The organism is Mucilaginibacter sp. P4_G9 (genome assembly GCF_056400985.1).
Window position 1 is genome coordinate 1 of record NZ_JBFUKF010000122.1, and the last position, 14,331, is coordinate 14,331.

The 14,331-nt window shown below is 43.0% G+C and carries 13 protein-coding genes and 2 pseudogenes; 7 read left to right on the forward strand and 8 right to left on the reverse strand.

The window, feature by feature from the left end; genetic code table 11:
• Both AC1DPZ_RS12480 and AC1DPZ_RS12485 read right to left on the reverse strand, forming a co-directional pair.
• The coding region (locus AC1DPZ_RS12480) for a hypothetical protein (RefSeq protein ID WP_477403752.1) at positions 1–562 on the reverse strand (562 nt) is incomplete at its 3' end.
• Positions 555–1,721, reverse strand: coding sequence for a GmrSD restriction endonuclease domain-containing protein (locus tag AC1DPZ_RS12485; RefSeq protein WP_477403754.1), 1,167 nt, complete (start codon positions 1,719–1,721; stop codon positions 555–557). The genes AC1DPZ_RS12480 and AC1DPZ_RS12485, both read right to left, overlap by 8 nt.
• A 706-nt stretch (positions 1,722–2,427) precedes the next feature.
• Here AC1DPZ_RS12485 and AC1DPZ_RS12490 point away from each other — a divergent pair.
• The 3 genes and pseudogenes from AC1DPZ_RS12490 to AC1DPZ_RS12500 all read left to right on the forward strand — a co-directional run.
• Positions 2,428–3,702 (forward strand): glycosyltransferase, encoded by a 1,275-nt coding sequence (locus AC1DPZ_RS12490; protein ID WP_477403756.1) that lies wholly within the window; start codon positions 2,428–2,430, stop codon positions 3,700–3,702.
• A 524-nt stretch (positions 3,703–4,226) separates the two neighbouring features.
• Positions 4,227–4,457 (forward strand): hypothetical protein, encoded by a 231-nt coding sequence (locus tag AC1DPZ_RS12495; RefSeq protein ID WP_477403758.1) that lies wholly within the window; start codon positions 4,227–4,229, stop codon positions 4,455–4,457.
• A gap of 94 nt (positions 4,458–4,551) precedes the next feature.
• Positions 4,552–4,773: pseudogene (locus tag AC1DPZ_RS12500) on the forward strand (type II toxin-antitoxin system RelE/ParE family toxin); the annotation flags it as partial.
• A 24-nt stretch (positions 4,774–4,797) separates the two neighbouring features.
• Here the strand turns inward: AC1DPZ_RS12500 and AC1DPZ_RS12505 are convergent.
• Together AC1DPZ_RS12505 and AC1DPZ_RS12510 are read right to left on the reverse strand one after the other, a co-directional pair.
• Positions 4,798–5,007 (reverse strand): UPF0175 family protein, encoded by a 210-nt coding sequence (locus AC1DPZ_RS12505; protein ID WP_477403760.1) that lies wholly within the window; start codon positions 5,005–5,007, stop codon positions 4,798–4,800.
• A gap of 127 nt (positions 5,008–5,134) precedes the next feature.
• Complete coding sequence (locus AC1DPZ_RS12510) at positions 5,135–6,232, reverse strand: AAA family ATPase (RefSeq protein ID WP_477403762.1); 1,098 nt, start codon at positions 6,230–6,232, stop codon at positions 5,135–5,137.
• A gap of 488 nt (positions 6,233–6,720) precedes the next feature.
• On the opposite strand from AC1DPZ_RS12510, the gene AC1DPZ_RS12515 reads away from it, so the two are divergent.
• From AC1DPZ_RS12515 to gloA2, 4 genes are all read left to right on the forward strand, one after another.
• On the forward strand, positions 6,721–6,945 hold the full coding sequence (locus tag AC1DPZ_RS12515; protein ID WP_477403764.1) for a MerR family transcriptional regulator: 225 nt from the start codon (positions 6,721–6,723) through the stop codon (positions 6,943–6,945).
• Positions 6,942–7,244: a type II toxin-antitoxin system RelE/ParE family toxin gene (locus tag AC1DPZ_RS12520; protein ID WP_477403766.1), complete on the forward strand. Its 303-nt coding sequence runs from the start codon at positions 6,942–6,944 to the stop codon at positions 7,242–7,244. The genes AC1DPZ_RS12515 and AC1DPZ_RS12520 overlap by 4 nt, the downstream gene beginning before the upstream one ends.
• A 487-nt stretch (positions 7,245–7,731) precedes the next feature.
• Positions 7,732–9,954, forward strand: a complete 2,223-nt coding sequence (purL, locus tag AC1DPZ_RS12525; RefSeq protein ID WP_477403769.1) for a phosphoribosylformylglycinamidine synthase subunit PurL — start codon at positions 7,732–7,734, stop codon at positions 9,952–9,954.
• Positions 9,954–10,343, forward strand: coding sequence for an SMU1112c/YaeR family gloxylase I-like metalloprotein (gene gloA2, locus AC1DPZ_RS12530; protein WP_477403771.1), 390 nt, complete (start codon positions 9,954–9,956; stop codon positions 10,341–10,343). The genes purL and gloA2 overlap by 1 nt, the downstream gene beginning before the upstream one ends.
• A 126-nt stretch (positions 10,344–10,469) precedes the next feature.
• On the opposite strand, the gene AC1DPZ_RS12535 is transcribed toward gloA2, so the two are convergent.
• The 4 genes and pseudogenes from AC1DPZ_RS12535 to AC1DPZ_RS12550 all read right to left on the reverse strand — a co-directional run.
• On the reverse strand, positions 10,470–12,170 hold the full coding sequence (locus tag AC1DPZ_RS12535) for a M3 family oligoendopeptidase (protein WP_477403773.1): 1,701 nt from the start codon (positions 12,168–12,170) through the stop codon (positions 10,470–10,472).
• Between the two features lie 188 nt (positions 12,171–12,358).
• Positions 12,359–13,291, reverse strand: coding sequence for an NAD-dependent epimerase/dehydratase family protein (locus AC1DPZ_RS12540; RefSeq protein ID WP_477403775.1), 933 nt, complete (start codon positions 13,289–13,291; stop codon positions 12,359–12,361).
• A gap of 239 nt (positions 13,292–13,530) precedes the next feature.
• Positions 13,531–14,136: a Crp/Fnr family transcriptional regulator gene (locus tag AC1DPZ_RS12545; protein WP_477403777.1), complete on the reverse strand. Its 606-nt coding sequence runs from the start codon at positions 14,134–14,136 to the stop codon at positions 13,531–13,533.
• Positions 14,124–14,331 (reverse strand): annotated as a pseudogene (locus tag AC1DPZ_RS12550) (4-hydroxybenzoate octaprenyltransferase); the annotation flags it as partial. The gene AC1DPZ_RS12545 and the pseudogene AC1DPZ_RS12550, both read right to left, overlap by 13 nt.

Here is a 14,331-nt window from a genome sequence, read left to right on the forward strand (position 1 = left end):
TATCTATACCTACCGGAATAAGTAATTTTAAAAGGTATTTTAAAGATGCACCATGATTTTCAGATATATATTGCTCGAAAAATGTGTTGGTCTCTTTTAAAATTTCGTTCGTATATGAATCTGTTTTTTTAGTCAACTCAATAACATCGTTTAATGTTAATATCGTGTTATCAGTATGTAGCTGGGCCGCTTTTTCCAATTTTGACTTATAGTTTTTAAGCGCATCGGAATTTTTCTTTGAATAGATATAATAGCCACTACTAAGCGTCAACGTTTTTACTAACTGAATTATATTGTTGTTTACAGCATCTAACTCTGATTGGTTATTAGGAATTTTGTCGATTAAGGATTTACCGTCAAATTTTTTTTTAGCGGAAATAATTGTTTTCGTTGCAAGTTTTTCGAAATATTCTTCCAATGCGGCGTGAGACAAAACGCAAAATGCTTTAACGTTATCTATTTCTTCTGACGTTGGCTTTAGCGTTTTCGCTTTTGTATATTGTTTTATAAAACCAATATACAGCCGATAACAATAATTTTTGAGTTCAGAATAATCATTCATTATCGACTGGCAACTGATTAGCAAAGTTCTTATTAAATGACTCATTTATCAGAGCCCTAAACAGTTCATAACGTGTGGCTAAGCTTTTCTTAGTGTTCGTTGATGAAACCATTGATTTCCTAAATGCAGAATCCTTTTGAGATAATTTTTCAAAACCCTCAAGATATTTAGAGTTATTGACCTCATTTAAATCTGCCTCGCCTAACTGGGAGAAAAAGTATGTTTGAACGTCAAAGAGATTTCTATTAAACCTACTCTCTTTATAATAATTGCCTACGCTATCTATCCCTACAATTTTTGAATACAACTCTATGCCTTTGTTAAGTTCTGCGTATAACTCAACAACTTGATCACTATGAGTAGCCCATTCTTTATTTAACAATACCATGCTATCGTCAAGAAATTTTTTCAGGTTACCATTATATTCACTTAATCTTAATCGGTTGGATATGAATTTCAAAAGTATTTCCGCATCTAATAGGCGTTTATCGGGCTGGTCAATACCTAAAACTTTATGAAGTGGGCCAATTTTTTCCGTTGATTCCATTAAAAAATCAGAAAATTCACCTTTACGTAAGGATTGTCTCAATTCCTGCATTGAGAGAGGAACTGCACCCGAATTAAGTCTGTAGAAAATTTCATATAAAATATCGTCAGACGTTTGATTGAATACCACGGTGCATCTTATATCCGAATTTTGAAAAGCCCTGTTAAACTCCTTATTGATATCCTGCGATAACAATTCAAAACTCATATTATTCAAAGCTGGTTTCAGCTTTAAATCTTTTAAAACTGGTTTATCCCAATATTTATAAGTATCATTTTCGATGAAACCAGCTATAGTTAGTAAACGTTGCTTACCGTCAAGTACAATAAATTTATTTTTTTCGGTGTGGCTTTCAGCAAGTACGATTTCAGGAACAGGAAGCTTCAGGATTAAAGACTCAACCAATCTACTCCGCTTTTCGTCGTTCCAGGCATTTCTGCGTTGAAATTTTGGATTGAGTTCTATATTACCTTGCTTGATCTGATTATAAATAGTCTCAACAGTCCAGTCTCTTGAATATGTTTTAATGTTCTCTGATAAAATTAAAGTGATATTATCAACGATTTCTTTATTGGACTCAACAATTTCATTGTCGATATTATCGTATTCCATGATTATTTTCGATATTAAAATGATAATTTATTTAAGTAGAATAAAAGTACAATTATAATTTAGGTATTTTAAAACGAGTGTAATATAATGAGGAACAAAAAAACTCTACTTCGTTTGCGTCCTTAAAAAAGGAAACGGATTATAAAAAAGAAGCCGTCTCATAAACTAGTTATGAAACGGCTTCTAATAGAGCGCTCAATGGTAAATAAAAGTCTCGGCTAATTGTACGAGATTTTTATTTACAGGTACATGCATTTGTACAAGTACATTTAGGTTCCTCTGGTACTCTGTATGATGACCCTACAAACTCATGGACTGCATTAACAACACCATTAGCAACTTCAGTAGTTGCGCGATCCCTTCGCTGGTGCACGCGTGTCGCGTGTACCCCGCATGCAAATCACGATTTCGTTGTAAAGCCCTTAACCCCACAATTTCTCCACGTTCGCGTTAGGGATATAAGCGGATACCGGCCTTGTAGCTAACGCCGGTGTAGTATGAGCGTTTAGCCCGGCCCGCTTCTATCAGCGGGAAACGCCCTGTTTAGATATGAGATGAATTTGGTTGATGGTTTCCCTGCTTCTGCCGGATTGTTGTGTATATGTGGACTTATCAGCATCGAAACAAAAAAGCCCCCATTAATTTTTTAACAATCACTCAAAGAAGTCCTTTTCTATCAGTTCCTTTGTAAATAAACCAACCACAATTGAACATAGGAATTTTTACTTACGGAACACGGGGCGATATACAGCCGTATATTGCTTTGGCTTTAGGCCTTAGCGACAAAAAACACCGGGTAATTATTGCAGCACCAGGAAATTTCAGGGAATTAGTGGAGGGCTACGGTCTTGCTTTTCATCCGCTGCATGGAGATGCCGAGAAAATAATGAACTCGCGGGAAGGGCAAAGCGTACTAAAAACAGAGAATACCATTAAGCTGATGAAGTACTTTTTTAAAGCGCTTCATGAAATAAGAGGCCCTTTGCGCAAAAGCTATATAGCGGGAATTAACCAGGTAGATTTTATTATAGCAAATGCTGCAACGCTGCCCATTACAAGCGCGATTGCCGAAAAGCAACATAAAAAAATTGCGCTAACCTATTTTATGCCGCCGGTTGTGCCTACAGTCGAATTCCCTTTGGGTGATTTTGACTTCCTGAATTTCCCCTGGTATAATAAACTGACCTATAAGCTGGCGCACCTGTTTTTCTGGAAATTTGTAAAGAAAGAGACCAACGAATGGAGACAAGAATTAGGCCTGCCCGTTTTAAAGGAAAACCTTGTAGACTATATTGGCAAACAAAAGCCGCTCGACTTATATTGCTTAAGCCCCAGCCTCATCCCTCAACCTAAAGATTGGGATGATAACCATAAAATAACCGGCTTTTTAACTGTTCCCGAACAAAAAAGAGCGGGCCATTTTAGGGATGAAAGCCCGGCTGGGTTAAATGATTGGTTGCAGCAAGGTGATAAACCCATATACATTGGCTTTGGCAGTAACGGTGTTGGCAATACCGAAAAGTTTATGAACATTTTAAACACCATGTTAAACAAAACCAATGAGCGGATTTTGTTTTGTACAGGCTGGTCGCTTTTTGAAAACTTACCGGCACATAAAAACCTGTTTGTAACAAAATATGTAAATCACGGAACTGTTTTACCAAAATGTAAAGCAGGGGTATTTCACGGTGGTGCGGGTACGCTGGCGGCAATGCTGCGAAACGATTTGCCGGTAATCATTATTTCGTTTTACACCGACCAGCCAACCTGGGGAAAAATAGCCGAACGAATGAAATTTGGCGTTCATATCCCGGTTAAAAAGCTCGATGCCGATAAGCTGATTTCGGCATTAACAAAAATTCAAACAAGCGAAGTAAGAAACAATGCGGCAGCCATCGGTCAGCAAATAAGGAGTGAGAACGGCCTTGAAAACGCGGTAAAAGAAATTGAAAAGTTCTTCATGCAAGTTGGATCTGCATAGTTTTATACTTTGCAGGCGGCCTCAGGGTCCCTTTCTAAGCAGACCCTGAGGGGACGGAAAGGCCTGTCAGTCTGAGTCTGTCGAAGACTCGCGCGGAGAGGCCTTTGCCCACTATGGTTCGGCAGGCTCACCATGACAGCCCTATCAAGGTGTGAAGGCCTGTCAGTCTGAGCCTGTCGAAGACTCGCGCGGAGAGGCCTTTGCCCACTATGGTTCGACAGGCTCACCATGACAGCCCTATCAAGGTGTGAAGGCCTGTCAGTCTGAGCCTGTCGAAGACTCGCGCGGAGAGGCCTTTGCCCACTATGGTTCGACGGGCTCACCATGACAACCCTTTAGCAACGTTTTCATGCAAGTTGGATCTGCATAGTTTTATACTTAGCAGGCCTCAGGGTCCCTTTCCAAGCAGGACCCTGAGGGGACGGAATATGTTGACTTAATGATGGCCGGGATTTATTTTTTTTTAAGCTTTATCCTTATTTTTGTTAATAGATGAAATGTGTTAGTGTATTAAAGCTTTAATTATGAGTTTACAATTTATTTCTGACAGTACCGGTGAAACAACCGGAGTGTTTATTCCTATCAAAGAATGGAATGAATTAAAAAGTAGATTTAAAGGTATTGAGGAAGAAGAGCTTACAGTACCAGCGTGGCATGTGGATTTAGTAAGGAAGCGTGTTAGCAATTATAAAAATGACCCCGGGCAGGCTATAGATTTCGACACCGCAATGGATGATATCGAAAAAGACCTGTGATGTATAAAGCTGTTGTCTTATATCTGCTAAACACGACATCAGAGAAGCTGCGCTATAGTATAATTTACAGAAAAAAGAGCTTGGTAAAAAGTTTGCACTAAAGGTTCGCCAAAAGATAAACCTGATCAGGAAAAATCCATATTCATATACAACCAGATATGATGAAGTAAAGACTGCTGTTTTAGATGTTTTTCCTTTTATGATTCATTATACAGTTGACGAATCTGAAAAGCTTATAACCATTTATGCTGTTTTACACACAAGCCGTAACCCGGATTTGTGGAACACAGAAATGGGGAATATTGATGTTGAATAGGGTATCAGTAATAAAATAGAATTTTCAGGCATGATCCAGATCAGCCTCAACACTTGGGTCAAGGTAGTTTACGCCAAAATTGATCAGGATTTCAGCAAAATCCCATTTTTTCATTCTGCACATTTCGGCGGCCTGGCTTAATGATAGTTTGCCAGCTTCGTACAATTTGGCTGCAATCAAACGCACGGTTTCATCGTGCTCTTTTTCCAGCGCATCAGGAACCTGTATTGTCATCGTAGTCATACTATAAAGATAAGCATTATTCAAATTAAAACATAACATGATTTATCAAAAGCAGGAAGAGCATTGCTGTCCTTTGTCCGAAAGTCTGAAAGTCCGAACATCCGAAAGTCCCAAACCCCTAAACTTCCCCACCCGTTGCCCAGCTGATCATGCGGTTTACGGTGGCCAGGCCTAACTGGAGTTTGGCGGCTATTTTGCGCTGACTGTAACCCTGGCGGTGCAGATCGGCAACCTGGCGGGCGGTGCGGTCGCGGTCCTGCTGGTCGGGCCGGCGCAGGTGACTGTGTTCGGCGCTGTGAGCGGTAAGGGTGAACTGGAGCAGGCTGTTGCGGTGTTCCAGCTTAAGCAGGCAAACGTTATCGGCCCCGTAGGTTTCGGTGGTGCTGCGCTGTTTTATTTGTTTAAGGTAGCGGTACCCCGGCATGGTTTGGCTTTCGCCTATGGCGAAGGCGCTATCGCAAAAGTTCATGAGCATTTTGCTGCCCTGCAGGTCGTTGCGGCTAATGGGGATGGCGGTATTGCGTTTTGGCGTATGTGCCAGCACCAGGATGCTGAGGCCGTGGCGGGTTTTAAGATATTTGAGCTTTTTCATGAGGGGCAGGGCCTCGTTGGCGCTTTGGGTACCCTTGCGCAGGCAGGTAATGTTATCGATAATAAGCACCGTGGCGCCGGTAGTTTTAATACCGCGGGTGAGCGCGCCGATAACATAGTCATCGTAATTTTTTTGATCGATGGGGAGCATGCTCAGCTGGTTATACTCGCCGCGGTGAAAATTGTCGTCGAACTTATAAGTACCATTTTTATCGGTATACCGCTGCTCAAACTGTTTGGAGCTAAGCTCAAAATCGATATACAGCACAGGCGTGGGTTTTGCCCCTAACTGGAAACCTGTAATGGACTTACCGCTGGTAATACTGTCGCCAAGCTGTACGGCCAGGATGCTTTTACCCATATTGGTATCGGCAAACAGGATGCACAATTCGCCCTCTATCCAAAACCTGTCGAACAGCATCTGGGGCTGATCGCTTTCTTTTTCCATGGTCATCCACTGGTTAAGGGAGTGGATGTGGAACAGGTCGGCAACGGTTTCAGGGTCGGGAGTGGAGGGGGGCGTGGTTCGTGTTGCGTGGTTCGTGTTGCTGCTTTTGGTGGGAATGATTCCGCGAATCTCGTTGCGGAGATCTTCGATGATGGATGGTCTTTCTGATGTTTGCATAAATAGTATCAAGTAATTAGTATTAAGTAGTTAGTATCAAGTATCAAGTATCAAGATTTTTGATGTGGTTAACACGGGGGAGATACGGGTGAAGTTTGGGGTAGTCAGGGTGCATTAGGGGGCTAACCAAAATTCGAATCCCGATCCTCGCCACCCGCACCCCGCACCCTACAAATTTAGACATCCACCAAAACAAAGATGGTGACACTGTTTTGTCACCATGGAGTGTTAAATATACAGGCTAAATAAAAAAGAATTAACTCAGGAGGTAACCGGTTTTTGTTATCATTTTTCTTGATTTTTCTCTATAATTCCTGATTATTCTCGACCTCTGGATTAGATATGAGATGTTAGATGAGGATAAAATTGGTATCGGGTTTTAGTATCGGGTATCAGGATGGGAGTCTACGTTGTTTGTGTAATGAAGATAACACTAACAAAGGCATAGCGTACATGATTATTTTAGAAATAATAGTTAAATTTGAGATATGAATATACAGGCAGAAAAACTAAATGTATTACAGCAAATTATAAACACCGATGATGTTAGCTTAATTAAAGATATTAAAGCTTTGATTGATAACAGGGATTTGGATTGGTTTGATGGCCTGAGCAAAAAACAACAGGCCGATGTTGAAGAGGGCCTGGCACAATTAGATAATGGTAAGTCATTCAGCCATGAAGAGGCAAAAAAAAGATTCGGTTTTAAATGACAATAATCTGGTCTGAAAAAGCCGGCGAGACCTTTCAAAGGAATATTGACTATCTTTTGGAAAACTGGCCCGAGGTAGAATCAAAGAAATTTATTGAAAGGGTTTTCCAGTATCTTGATACCCTGGCCAAAGAACCTTTTATTGCACGTAAAACTTATAAAACAAAACACACCTATATAGGGGTCATCATACCGCAAATTTCGGTAATCTACCGTATTAAACCCCGGAGCAAAATTATAGAATTGGTTACTTTTATAGATAACAGGCAAAGCCTGAAAAAAAACAGACGCCTGCTTTAAAAGTGAAGCTCCGGTATGGTATTAGGTTTTGATAGCAGGTATCTGGATAGATGGACAAAGGACTTTCGGACAAAAGACAAAGGACTTTCGGACAAAGGAAATGTATGTTATGCAGGGCACATTTTGATACTGCTGGCGCCAAATTTGAGTAAAAAGATTCAATTTGTCAAAATCTTAAATACTTGACTGTCAGTATAAATGATGTTCCATGCCCTGTTTTGACAAAATATAAAGCGTTGATAATCAACACCAAAGCGTTCCACGCCGTTCGGGGTGTACCAGGCGTTCCGATGGAACGGTTTTTAGTATCAAGTATCAAGACAGCTGCATTGATTTTTTGTCCGAAAGTCTTTTGTCCGAAAGTCCGAAAGTCCGAACGTCCGAAAGTCAAATCTTGATACTAACTACTTGATACTATCTACTTCCTTTCGCCTTTCCGCTTTTTTTCCTAATTTTGCGCATCCTTTCAAAATAAAACAATATTACCTTGGAGCACCAGGAATTAACCACCGTTGAAACCGCCAAAGATTTAGGCTTACTACCCGAAGAATTTGAACGTATTATAGAGATATTAGGGCGCGTGCCCAACTTTACCGAGCTATCCATCTTCGCGGTAATGTGGAGCGAACACTGCTCGTACAAAAACTCCATCACCTGGCTAAAAACCCTGCCTAAAGACAGCGACCGCATGCTGGCCAAAGCAGGCGAAGAAAACGCCGGCCTGGTTGACCTTGGCGATGGCATTGGCTGCGCCTTCAAAATAGAATCACATAACCATCCATCAGCCCTTGAACCTTACCAGGGCGCGGCAACAGGCGTGGGCGGTATCAACCGCGATATATTCACTATGGGTGCAAGGCCCATTGCCCAGCTAAATTCCCTGCGCTTCGGCGACCTTAAACTGGAGAAAACCCAGTGGCTGGTTAAGGGCGTGGTAAAAGGCATCAGTCACTACGGCAACGCCTTTGGTATCCCAACCGTTGGCGGCGAATTGTTTTTTGACGATTGCTACAATGTAAACCCATTGGTGAATGCCATGTCGGCAGGTATTGTTAAGGCGGGCGAAACCGTCTCTGCAACCTCATACGGCGTGGGTAACCCTGTTTATATAGTAGGTTCTGCCACAGGTAAAGATGGCATCCATGGCGCGGCGTTCGCGTCGAAGGATATCAGTAAAGATTCGGTGAACGATCTTCCTGCCGTACAGGTAGGCGATCCTTTCCAGGAGAAGCTGTTGTTAGAGGCTACCTTAGAAGTTATTAAAACCGGCGCCGTGGTTGGTATGCAGGATATGGGCGCTGCCGGTATCATTTGCTCCAACTCCGAAATGAGCGCCAAAGGCGAGCACGGTATGCGTATYGACCTGGATTTGGTACCTACCCGCCAGGCTAACATGAAGCCCTACGAGATCCTGCTTTCTGAATCACAGGAGCGCATGCTGATTGTGGTGCATAAAGGCCGCGAAAAAGAGGTGGAAGCCGTATTTGATAAATGGGACCTTAACTGCGCGATCATAGGCGAGGTTACTGATACCCAGCGTTTAGAGTACTACATGCATGGCGAAAAAGTAGCCGATGTACCTGCCGACGACCTTGTTTTAGGCGGTGGCGCCCCGGTTTACGAACGCGAATACCGCGAGCCTGCTTACTATGCTATTAACCAGCAATTTAATATAGATGATGTGCCGGAACCTGCCAACCTGGTTGAAGTTGCTGAGCATTTATCTGCACACCCTAACCTGGCATCAAAACGTTGGGTAACCGACCAGTACGATAGCATGGTAGGCGTACAAACCATGACAGCCAATCTGGCCTGCGATGCAGCCGTTGTAGCCGTTAAGGATACCAACAAAGCCATTGTATTAACAACAGATTGTAACTCCCGCTACGTATACGCCGATCCTTACAAGGGTACCGCTATTGCCGTAGCCGAGGCTGCCCGTAACATTACCTGCGCCGGTGGCGAGCCTGTGGCTATCACCAACTGCTTAAACTTTGGTAACCCTTACAACCCCGAGGTATACTGGCAGTTTGTAAGCGCCATTAAAGGTATGGGCGATGCCTGCCGCAAGTTTGAAACTCCTGTTACCGGCGGTAATGTGAGCTTTTATAACCAATCTGCAGATGGTGGCTCTGTATTCCCAACGCCTACCATTGGTATGCTGGGTGTAATGGAAGATACCGAAAATATCATGACCGCCGATTTTAAACAACCCGGCGATTTGATCTACCTGATAGGCGAATCGGTAAATGATATCGCTTCATCACAATACCTGGCCTCATGGCATAAAATCACCGCTTGCCCGGCCCCGTATTTTGATATTGATAAAGAGTATGCTATACAGCAAACCATTAAAGAGCTCATCAAACACCGTGTGCTTGAAAGCGCCCATGATGTGGCCGATGGTGGTTTATACACCTGCCTGTTGGAATCAGCCATGCCAAATGGTTTAGGTTTTGATATTTCTACAGATGATACCATCCGCAAGGATGCCTTCCTTTTCGGCGAGGCGCAGGGTAGGGTAGTGGTAACCGTAGCACCCGAGGAGCAGGAACGCTTTATTGAGTTTATGGCCACCAGCGAAACGGAGTTTAGTCTGCTGGGTACTGTAAACAATGGTTTCCTTAATGTTGACGAAGAACTGTTTGGCCACGTTACCGATGTGAAAATGGTTCATAGCAATGTACTACACTCTATTTTAGGCGAATAATGCTGAAACTAACCCGGGTACACCACATCGCTATCATTTGTTCCGACTATGAAAAGTCCAAACATTTTTACAGCCAGGTACTGGGTTTAAAAATAGTGCGCGAGGTATATCGCCAAGCACGACAATCATACAAGCTTGATCTGGAAGTGGGCGACCGCTACCAGATTGAGCTTTTTTCATTTCCGGAACCCGCTCCACGTCCGTCACACCCTGAAGCCGCCGGCCTGCGCCACCTGGCTTTTGAGGTAGATAATTTGGACGACGCCGTTTATCGCCTGCAGGAATTTGAGGTAGAGGTAGAGCCTATCCGGGTGGATGAACTTACCAATAAACGCTTTACCTTCTTTGCAGATCCGGATGGCTTGCCGCTGGAGTTGTATGAGCGGTAGGGTAGCAGAGAAGTCATGCTGAACTTGTTTCAGCATCCCATGTGCAAAGTTTGCAGCACGCGGGATGCTGCTGTAAAAAACCTGTAAATCAAGGCCCTCTCCAAAGGAGAGGGTTGAGTGAGGCTTCTACAATTTATCCATTTCCCCCTTCACAAACTCTGCCAGTTCCTTCACATATGCCGCGCTGAAATCAAACTTGATGCCCGCGGTTTCATAAATTTCTTTTATGGTTTTGGTATAGCCAAGTTTAAGGGCATCGAGGTATTGTTTCAGGCCTTTCTCCGGGTTCTCTTTATAGTTTTTCCACACCGCGATAGCGCCTAACTGTGCCATCCCGTATTCAATATAGTAAAACGGTACCTCAAAGATGTGCAGCTGTTTTTGCCACAGGTTGGCTTCGGCATCCGGGTGTTCGCTCCAATCCACAAAGCCTGCGCCAAATGGCTCATAAATCTCTATCCAGGCGGTTTTACGGTCGACATCTGTATGGCCTGGGTTAGTATAGATCCAATGTTGAAACTGGTCGACCACGGCCACCCATGGCAGGGTTTTAAGTACATCGAAAAGCTGGTCGCGTTTGGCGCGCTTAAGGTCTTCTTCGTTATCAAAAAACACATCCCAGTTATCCATCGATATCAACTCCATCGACATGGAAGCCAGTTCGGCAACTTCAGACGGGCAATGTTTAAAATCGTTCAGCTCCAGGTCGGCAGTCAAAAAAGTATGCACCGCGTGGCCGCCTTCATGTACCATGGTGGTTAAATCGCGGAAGGTATTGGCCGAGTTCATGAATATGAACGGGGCTCCCGTTTCTGATAGCGGGTAGTTATAGCCACCGGGTGCTTTGCCCTTACGGCTTTCCACATCAAACAGGTTATTATCCTTCATGATCTCCAAACGTTCGCCCAGGTAACGGTTAATGTTACTAAAGCACTGAATAGATTTCTCAATCAGCTCGCTGCCATTTTGAAATGGTTTTAAGGCCGGTTTGCCAGATACATCCACATCCATATCCCATGGCTTTAAAACTGGCAGGGTAAGGGCTTTCTTGCGTTTTTCTGCCTCCCCACGAAGGATAGGTACAATTTCTTTTTCGATAGCTTCATGGAAGAGGTAACAATCGTGCGGCGTATAATCAAACCTGCCAAGCGCCTGGAACATGTAATCCCTGAAGTTTTCGAAACCGGCGTTTAGCGCCACGGTATGACGCAATTTGCGCAGGTGATCAAATAGCGTATCTAAGGTGTCCTTATCCTGCAAACGGCGGGCAGTTATCTTTTCCCAGGCCTCCTGGCGTTTGGCCCGGTCGGTACCTTTTAAAAATACGGAAGCCTGCTCTAAAGTAAACTCCTTGTCATCAATATGCACCGACATGGCACCGGTGATCGATTGGTATTTTTGCTGCTCTACCTGGATCTCGGTTTGTACCGGGATGTTTTCCTCTCGGAAAAGCTCTAAGCTCTTTTTGATGGCTCTTAAAAAGATGAAATACTTTTCGCCGTCAAGCTGATCGATGTATTCACTTGCTACCAGCTTTTTGTTTAAACTGTTATCATAAGGGGCAATTTTAGGCGATATCTCTGTTGCAAAATACTGGAAGTTTTGTAGTAGTTCTTCGCTGGTGGTATCGCAGGTCATGCGGATATAACGCCAGGCCGAATCCTCTTCCAAAGCGGCTTCCAATTCGCTCCTGTCATGCAGCCATTTTTCCAGTTCTTTAACCGAATTGATAGGGCGGTCAAGTAGTTCTTTATAAATGGGTTCAAGTATTTCCCATTTGATATCGAGCGTAGCCGGGATATATGTTCTTGTTTTTTTGTGGATCATTTTTTTAGATATGCAAATTATAGATGTGCAAATATGCAGATTAGTACGGAAGTTTTTTTGATCCGAAGGTCAAAAGTGTAAAGCCTGGAAAGTGTTTAATTCATATGTTCTAAGGAGGAAATCTAAAACAGAAAGCCCGAAAGCTGTTTTCGCCTTTCGGGCTTTACTGACACCAGACCTTTTCTGAATTATGCTTTTGCCTTGTACAATGTCTTCGACAGCTCCTTTAATCCGTCTTCATAGCTTGTTGGGTTAAAATTAAAGGCTTTCTCAAATTTGCTGCTGTCGAAAATGTAATCGTGATCATACTGGTAATACATCTCCACAGCTCCCATTACTACTTTTTGGAACAGGCCTGTTAGCCATAACATTAACTTGTTGATGCGCATAAATTTAGGCTTTACGTTATAAACCTGGGCTGCAATATCTATAAACTGCTTGCCGGTAATAGCTGGCGGAGCAGGCAAGTGCCATACCTGGTTATCGCTATCCGGGTTTTGCCCAAGCAAAAACATGGCTTTGCCTGCATCAGGAATGTAGATGAAATTATGTTTCTTATCCGGATTGCCTATCCATTGGGCTGTTTGCTTTGCTGCGTATTTGGTAAGCACCATCATATCAACAAAACTGTTTAGTGAGTCGGTACCATAAAAGTCGGGTGCACGGGCAATAGTAGCACGGATGTTCCCGGCTTTTACCTCGTTCATCAGCATATCGGCAATGCCTGCACGTACCAGGCCCTTTTTACTGTTGGGATGATAGGGCGTATCCTCTGTCATAGCTCCGTTAACTAAGCCGTACATGTATACGTTATCAAAAAATATCAATCGTGCGCCTGTTGCTTTAGTAACGTTGATGACGTTCTGCATAATGATGGGCCATTGTACTTTCCAGATGGCTGCATCATAAACCAGGCCGGCAACAAGATAAATCACCGTTGACCCTTTTGCCGCGGATAATACTTCTTCGTAATTCAACAGGTTGGCTTTTTGCCAGGTTATGTTTTTACCGGTAAATTTTACCGGTTTGCGGCTAACCAAACAGATAGTTTCGCTGGTGTTCATCAATTCGCGGGTGAGGGCATTTGCCACTGCGCCCCCGGCTCCTAATATAGTATGCATAGTTTTTTCGTTTTTGTTACAACAAAGATATAGCGTCGTTGAAGGTCAAAACGTTAACAAAAGATAAGAAAAACACGATTTAAAGATTATGCAGGATTGATAGGATTTCCTGTGCAAATTTCAGGCTTCAGACGTACAGATAATCATAAAAATCGCTGTTAAATTGATCAACGAAATGATCAAATCTTCATCTTGAATAGACAACAGGCTTTGGCTTTAACCCTTCGGCTTTCAGCTCATCATGCACTTATTTTCATGATCCTTCTCCTGATCCGCGAAAGCGAAACGGGGGTGATCCCTAAAAAGTTGGCAATATAATGCTGTGGGATGCGCTGTAGCACTTCGCCGCCGGTTTCCAATAGTTTATTGTAACGTTCTTCGGGAGTTTGTGTTATAAAGGATGTTACACGGTCTTCGTAGCAGATAAGATAATGCTCGGCTACCAATCTGCCAAAACGCTCCATTTTGTGCCCGATGAGTTCATGGGCATAAGCCTGTTGCATGGCTTTATAGCTAAGCGTAACTATTTGTGTATCCTCCAGGGCCTGGATATAATTGGAACCTGGGGTATCGGTTAAGAAGCTTTTATATGAGCAAAGCAGTTCGTCCTCGAAGCTGAAGTAACCGGTTATCTCTTCGCCATCTTTAACATGAAAATATCGTACAGAGCCTTTTACAATAAACCCTATGTGGCTGCAAACCTTATCCGGTTCGGCAAAGTTTTTCTTTTTTTTAAGTTTACATATTTCCAATAGGGGTAATAAGATCTGCCATTCCGCATCATTCATCGAAACGTATACTTCAACGTGTTCTCTGAATTTATTGATGGCGGTTAGTGTTTCCATATCCTGTCTAAAAGAAATAATACAGCAAATACTACGCTGGCAATGCCATTGGTGGTCATAAAGGCAAAGTTTACGCGGCTCAAGTCGTTAGGCTTTACCAGCAAATGCTGGTAGATAAGCATTGCGCAGAAGAAAGCAATACCCACATAATAAAGAATACCCACCTGCGTAAAAAATATCGGCATCATAATGAAC

Bases quoted from the DNA above. Each gene is read 5' to 3' on its own strand.
- AC1DPZ_RS12485 (WP_477403754.1), bottom strand. From the start codon at position 1,721: ATGGAATACGATAATATCGACAATGAAATTGTTGAGTCCAATAAAGAA.
- AC1DPZ_RS12495 (WP_477403758.1), top strand. From the start codon at position 4,227: ATGAGTTTACAATTTATTTCTGACAGTACCGGTGAAACAACCGGAGTG.
- AC1DPZ_RS12505 (WP_477403760.1), bottom strand. From the start codon at position 5,007: ATGACAATACAGGTTCCTGATGCGCTGGAAAAAGAGCACGATGAAACC.
- AC1DPZ_RS12510 (WP_477403762.1), bottom strand. From the start codon at position 6,232: ATGCAAACATCAGAAAGACCATCCATCATCGAAGATCTCCGCAACGAG.
- AC1DPZ_RS12515 (WP_477403764.1), top strand. From the start codon at position 6,721: ATGAATATACAGGCAGAAAAACTAAATGTATTACAGCAAATTATAAAC.
- AC1DPZ_RS12520 (WP_477403766.1), top strand. From the start codon at position 6,942: ATGACAATAATCTGGTCTGAAAAAGCCGGCGAGACCTTTCAAAGGAAT.
- gloA2 (WP_477403771.1), top strand. From the start codon at position 9,954: ATGCTGAAACTAACCCGGGTACACCACATCGCTATCATTTGTTCCGAC.
- AC1DPZ_RS12535 (WP_477403773.1), bottom strand. From the start codon at position 12,170: ATGATCCACAAAAAAACAAGAACATATATCCCGGCTACGCTCGATATC.
- AC1DPZ_RS12540 (WP_477403775.1), bottom strand. From the start codon at position 13,291: ATGCATACTATATTAGGAGCCGGGGGCGCAGTGGCAAATGCCCTCACC.
- AC1DPZ_RS12545 (WP_477403777.1), bottom strand. From the start codon at position 14,136: ATGGAAACACTAACCGCCATCAATAAATTCAGAGAACACGTTGAAGTA.